General features: G+C 70.9%; 6 protein-coding genes. 2 read left to right on the forward strand and 4 right to left on the reverse strand.

What is annotated here, in order from left to right; all coding sequences use genetic code 11:
- Positions 1-150: 150 nt before the first annotated feature.
- Genes ABZ193_RS43175 through ABZ193_RS43190 form a run of 4 tightly spaced genes read right to left on the reverse strand, consistent with a single transcriptional unit; the run spans position 151 to position 3,977 of the window.
- On the reverse strand, positions 151-1,296 hold the full coding sequence (locus ABZ193_RS43175) for an Mrp/NBP35 family ATP-binding protein (RefSeq protein WP_354714617.1): 1,146 nt from the start codon (positions 1,294-1,296) through the stop codon (positions 151-153).
- 9 nt (positions 1,297-1,305) lie between these two features.
- Complete coding sequence (locus ABZ193_RS43180; RefSeq protein WP_017986918.1) at positions 1,306-1,827, reverse strand: DUF1003 domain-containing protein; 522 nt, start codon at positions 1,825-1,827, stop codon at positions 1,306-1,308.
- Positions 1,820-3,106, reverse strand: coding sequence for a CBS domain-containing protein (locus ABZ193_RS43185; RefSeq protein ID WP_020420938.1), 1,287 nt, complete (start codon positions 3,104-3,106; stop codon positions 1,820-1,822). Before ABZ193_RS43185 ends, ABZ193_RS43180 begins: the two co-directional genes overlap by 8 nt.
- Positions 3,107-3,116: 10 nt before the next feature.
- Positions 3,117-3,977, reverse strand: coding sequence for an aminoglycoside phosphotransferase family protein (locus ABZ193_RS43190; RefSeq protein ID WP_354714619.1), 861 nt, complete (start codon positions 3,975-3,977; stop codon positions 3,117-3,119).
- Between the two features lie 89 nt (positions 3,978-4,066).
- Between ABZ193_RS43190 and ABZ193_RS43195 the strand changes: the two genes are divergently transcribed.
- Both ABZ193_RS43195 and ABZ193_RS43200 read left to right on the forward strand, forming a co-directional pair.
- A complete protein-coding gene (locus tag ABZ193_RS43195; protein ID WP_354714620.1) occupies positions 4,067-4,891 on the forward strand; it encodes a slipin family protein in 825 nt (274 codons plus the stop codon).
- A 76-nt stretch (positions 4,892-4,967) separates the two neighbouring features.
- Positions 4,968-5,128 (forward strand): acyl-CoA dehydrogenase family protein (locus ABZ193_RS43200; RefSeq protein ID WP_354714622.1); only part of this gene is annotated, 161 nt, incomplete at its 3' end.

Consider the following 5,128-nt stretch of genomic DNA (forward strand, 5'->3'; position numbering starts at 1 on the left):
TCGCCTTCCGGTTTGTGCATATCACCTTGAGCCAGGGCCGCAAGGTTGGCATGTCATCTCACGCGGGCAGCGAGGGTTGCGGCCCTGGCTCAAGGTGATCGTCACGTGTCAGGCGACGGGATGACCACCCAGCTCACCTGTGTTTGCGGCCTAGCGTCCGCTGGGGCTGAGGTTCAGCATCTTCCCGGCCAGCCCGCGGGCCCGCACCGAGAGCTTCTTCGCCACGTCCCGCAGCACGAGCGACGCCGGCGCCTCGGGTTCGGCGAGGACCAGCGGCGTTCCGGCGTCACCCTGCTCCCGCAGGCGCGGGTCGAGCGGCACCTGGCCCAGCAGCGGCACCTCGGAGCCCACCGACTTCGACAGCGAATCGGCCACGGTCTTGCCGCCGCCGGAGCCGAAGATCTCCATCCGCTCGCCGGACGGCGCCTCCAGCCAGGACATGTTCTCGATGACCCCGGCGACCCGCTGCCGCGTCTGCATCGCGATCGCGCCGGCCCGTTCGGCGACCTCCGCCGCGGCCTGCTGCGGCGTGGTCACCACCAGGATCTCCGCGTTCGGGATCAGCTGGGCCACCGAAATGGCGATGTCACCGGTGCCCGGCGGCAGGTCCAGCAGCAGGATGTCCAGGTCGCCCCAGAACACGTCGGCCAGGAACTGCTGCAGCGCGCGGTGCAGCATCGGGCCGCGCCACACCACCGGCGTGTTGCCCGGGGTGAACATGCCGATGGAAATGACCTTCACGCCGTGCGCCTGCGGCGGCATGATCATCTGCTCGACCTTCGTCGGCTTCTCGCGCGCGCCCAGCATGCGCGGCACCGAGTGGCCGTAGATGTCGGCGTCGACCACGCCGACCGACAGCCCGCGCTCGGCCATCGCCACCGCGAGGTTGACCGTCACGCTCGACTTGCCGACCCCGCCCTTGCCGGACGCGACGCAGTACACCCGCGTCATCGAGCCCGGCTGGGCGAACGGGATGACCGGCTCCGCCGCATCACCACGCAGCTGTTTCCGCAGCTCAGTGCGTTGCTCGTCGCTCATCACGTCGAGCTCCACCCGGACGTCGCGCACCCCGGGGAGCTTGCCGACCGCGGCCTTGGTGTCCTTGGTGATGGTGTCCTTGAGCGGACAGCCGGCCACTGTCAGGTACACCGCGACCGTGACGACGCCGTCCTCGCCGACCGTGACGTCCTTGACCATGCCGAGCTCGGTGATGGGCTTGCGGATCTCGGGGTCGTGAACGTCCTTCAGCGCCGCCCGGACGTCCTCGACACTGGGGATCTGCTGCGTACTGGTCACCCCACCATGCTACGGACCGGTAATGGCCTCCGCCTGGGCCCTATTGCTTTTGCCACGTCGCGGCTTGGTGTTGAGGTCCTCACGCAGCTTGTCCAGCTCCCCGCGCAGGTAGTCGCGGGTCGCGACCTCGCCGACGGCCAGGCGCAGCGCGGCCAGCTCGCGCGCCAGGTACTCGGTGTCGGCCTTGGTCTGCGCCGCCCGGTGCCGGTCCTCCTCCAGCGACACCCGGTCCCGGTCGTCCTGCCGGTTCTGCGCCAGCAGGATCAACGGCGCCGCGTACGCCGCCTGCGTGGAGAACGCCAGGTTGAGCAGGATGAACGGGTACGGGTCCCAGCGCAGGGCGGCCGCGCTCAGGTTGACGATGATCCACACGACGACGATGAGGGTCTGCCAGAACAGGTACTTCCCGGTGCCGAGGAACCGGGCCAGCCGCTCGGACAGCCGTCCGAAGCTGTCCGGGTCGATGCTGACCAGTGGGCCCCGTCCGGAGCGGGGCTGGTCGAGGCGGCGCCGCGCGGTCAACTCAGGCACTGTCGATCTCCTGTCCCTCGGTGATGTCGTGCAGCCCGGTCTCGCGCCAGCGGTCGGGCAGCAGGTGGTCGAGCAGGTCGTCGACCGTGACGGCGCCCAGCAGGTGGTCCTGGTCGTCCACCACCGGACCGCACGCCAGGTTGTAGGCCGCGAAGTAGCGGGTGATCTCCGGCAGGTCGGCGTCCGGGCCGAGTGCGGGCAGGTCGGTGTCCACGGCGCTGGCGACCAGCTCGGCAGGCGGTTCCCGGAGCAGGCGCTGGAAGTGCACGCACCCCACGTAGCGGCCGGTCGGGGTCTCGGTCGGCGGGCGGCACACGAAAACCAGGCTGGCCAGCGCGGCGGGCAGGTCAGGGTTGCGGATGTGCGCCAGCGCCTCGGCGATCGTGGCGTCCGGGGTGAGGATGACCGGCTCCGGCGTCATCAGGCCGCCCGCGGTGTCGGAGGAGTAGGTGAGCAGGCGCTTCAGCGGCTCGGACTCGTCCGGGTGCATCAGCTCCAGCAGCCGGCTCTGGTCGGCCGGCGCCAGCTCGGCGAGCAGGTCGGCCGCGTCGTCCGGGTTCATCGCCTCCAGGATGTCCGCGGCGCGCTCCTCGGCGAGGTGCGCGAGCAGTTCCTTCTGGTCCTCCTCGGGCAGTTCCTCCAGCACGTCGGCGAGCCGCTCGTCGTCCATCGAGTCGACCACCTCGTGCCGCCGCTTGGTCGGCAGGTCGCGCATGGTCGCGGCGATGTCGACCGCGCGCATGGTGTCGAACAGCATGAGCAGCTGCCCGGCGCCCTGCGGCTGCCCGGTGAGGTCGGTCAGGCCCAGCCCGCGCACCTCCGACCAGGGCAGGACCTGCAGCGACGACCGCCGCCTGCCGATGCCGAGCCGTCCGGAGCGCTCGCGGACGGCGAGCTTCGCCAGCACCCAGTCGCGGGTGCGGACCGGTTCCATCGCCGCGTCGGCCACCGTGACGCGCGCGTCGGTGGAGGCCAGCCGGGCCTGCGCGTCGATCAGCTGCCCGAGCACGAGGACCTCGTTGGGGCGGCGGTGGAAGCGGCGCATGTTGACCGAGCCGGTCGCGAGCGTGACGGCGTTCGGCTCGATCGCGGTGACCCGCAGCATCGGCACGAACACCCGGCGACGGGTGGCCAGCTCGACGACGAGCCCCAGCACCCGCGGCGGCTGCTGGTCGAGCCGCAGGCCGGCGACCAGGTCGCGCACCTTGCCGATGGACTCGCCGTCCGGTCCGAAGACCGGAAGGCCGGCCAGCTGGGCGGCGAAGACCCTGTTCACCATGCCGCCAACCCTATTCGAGCGCCGCCCACTCGGCGATCGCACTGAGGATCGGCACGCTGGGGAAACCACCGTGCTCGGCGGCCCACAACCAGTTGTCCACGGCCCGCACGAGCGTCCAGGCGCGGGCGCGGTCCGGGTCCAGCCCGGCGGCCAGCACATGCACCCGTTCTTCCACTGTGGACTCTCCGAACCGGTTCCACAGCAGGGGGATCAGGCCGAACTCCGGGTCCCCGGCGATCGGCTGCGGGTCGATCACCAGCCACGGTTCCCGTGTGCCTGCGAGGATGTTTTCGTAGTGCAGGTCCTGATTGACCAGTGATGTCCCGGCTTCCGGCCCGAGGTCCCGGCACACGGCGACCGCGGCGTCGAGCAACCGCTTCGGCACCGGACCGCCCAGCCGCGCCCAGTCGGCGGGCATCTCCTCGGCGAACCGGACCGCCTCGTCCCGCAGCGTGCGGCCGAGCGCGGGAGCGGGCACGGTCAGCCGGTGCAGCAGGCCGTGCGTGATCTCCAGCGCCTTGTCCAGCGGCTCGGTGAGCAGCGAGCGGGACGCGTCGAGCCGCTCCAGCAGCAGCGCGCCGCGGGCGCTTTCCAGCAGCCGCACGGCTCCCCGGCCATCCCAGGCGGACAACGCCACCGGCTCGTCGCGGGTGCCGTCGTCCTGCCAGGCGAGCTTCAGCACGAGCGGTTCGCCGTCGCGGCGCACCGGGAACACCAGCGCGGTGTACCCGTGCCACGGCGGGCCCTCGATCACCAGCCCCCACTGCCGGCAGCACCAGTCCGCCAGTTCCGGCAGCGCGGCCAGCCACGGCCGCACCACGTCGCCCTCGTTGTCGATCAGCCGTCGTGAGAACTCCCCAGGTATCCGCACCTCACCCAGACTGCCAGTGATCGGGCACTTCCCAACCGGTGTGACGGGGGTAACATCGCGTCAAGGGACACGCACCCCTGGGAGCCGCCATGCTGGCCGAAATCATCTCCGTCGTCGCGGCCGTGGGGATCACCGGACTCGCCGCCAGTGTCCGCGTGGTCCGCCAGTACGAGCGCGGCCTGGTCTACCGCTTCGGCCGGGTGTCCTCGGCCGTCCGGGAGCCCGGCCTGACCCTGCTGTTGCCGATCGCCGACCGGCTGCAGAAGGTGAACATGCAGATCGTCACCCTCCCGGTGCCCGCGCAGGAGGGCATCACGCGGGACAACGTGACGGTCCGCGTCGACGCCGTCGTGTACTTCAAGGTCATCGACCCCGTGGTCGCCGCCGTCAACGTGCAGGACTACCGGTTCGCCGTCGGGCAGGTGGCCCAGACCTCGCTGCGCTCCATCATCGGCAAGAGCGACCTGGACGACCTGCTGTCCAACCGGGAGCGGCTCAACCAGGGCCTGGAGCTGATGATCGACAGCCCCGCGCTGGACTGGGGTGTGCACATCGACCGCGTGGAGATCAAGGACGTCGCGCTGCCCGAGTCGATGAAGCGGTCGATGTCGCGCCAGGCCGAGGCCGAACGCGAGCGCCGGGCGCGGGTCATTTCCGCCGACGGTGAGCTGCAGGCCTCGCACAAGCTGTCCGAGGCCGCGGGCATCATGGCCGACACCCCGGCGGCGCTGCAGCTGCGCCTGCTGGAGACGGTGGTGCAGGTGGCGGCGGAGAAGAACTCCACCCTGGTGCTGCCGTTCCCCGTGGAGCTGCTCCGCTTTCTCGAACGGCACACCGCCGAGAAGCCCGCCGAGCAGCAGGTGAACGGTCAAGCGCCGGCGCCGCGGCAGTCGGAGGAGTCCGCCCCCGGGTGAGGCGCGCCATATGCGGGACGGCATGGCGGGGCTCATACTCGCCGGTAATACCGCCCGCTGACACAGGAGTCGCCCCATGGCCCGTCTGGCCCAGACCGCCGGTCTCACCGACGTGCAGCAAGAGATCCTGTCCACGGTCCGCTCGTTCGTGGACAAGGAGATCATCCCGCACGCCCAGGAGCTGGAGCACGCGGACGCCTACCCGGCGGACATCGTCGAGGGCATGAAGGAGATGGG

The sequence above is a fragment of the Amycolatopsis sp. NPDC006125 genome (genome assembly GCF_040614195.1).
Taxonomy (GTDB): Bacteria; Actinomycetota; Actinomycetes; order Mycobacteriales; family Pseudonocardiaceae; genus Amycolatopsis_E; species Amycolatopsis_E tucumanensis.

Excerpts from the sequence above, each read along its gene's own strand:
- ABZ193_RS43185 (WP_020420938.1), bottom strand. The coding sequence starts at position 3,106 with ATGGTGAACAGGGTCTTCGCCGCCCAGCTGGCCGGCCTTCCGGTCTTC.
- ABZ193_RS43195 (WP_354714620.1), top strand. The coding sequence starts at position 4,067 with ATGCTGGCCGAAATCATCTCCGTCGTCGCGGCCGTGGGGATCACCGGA.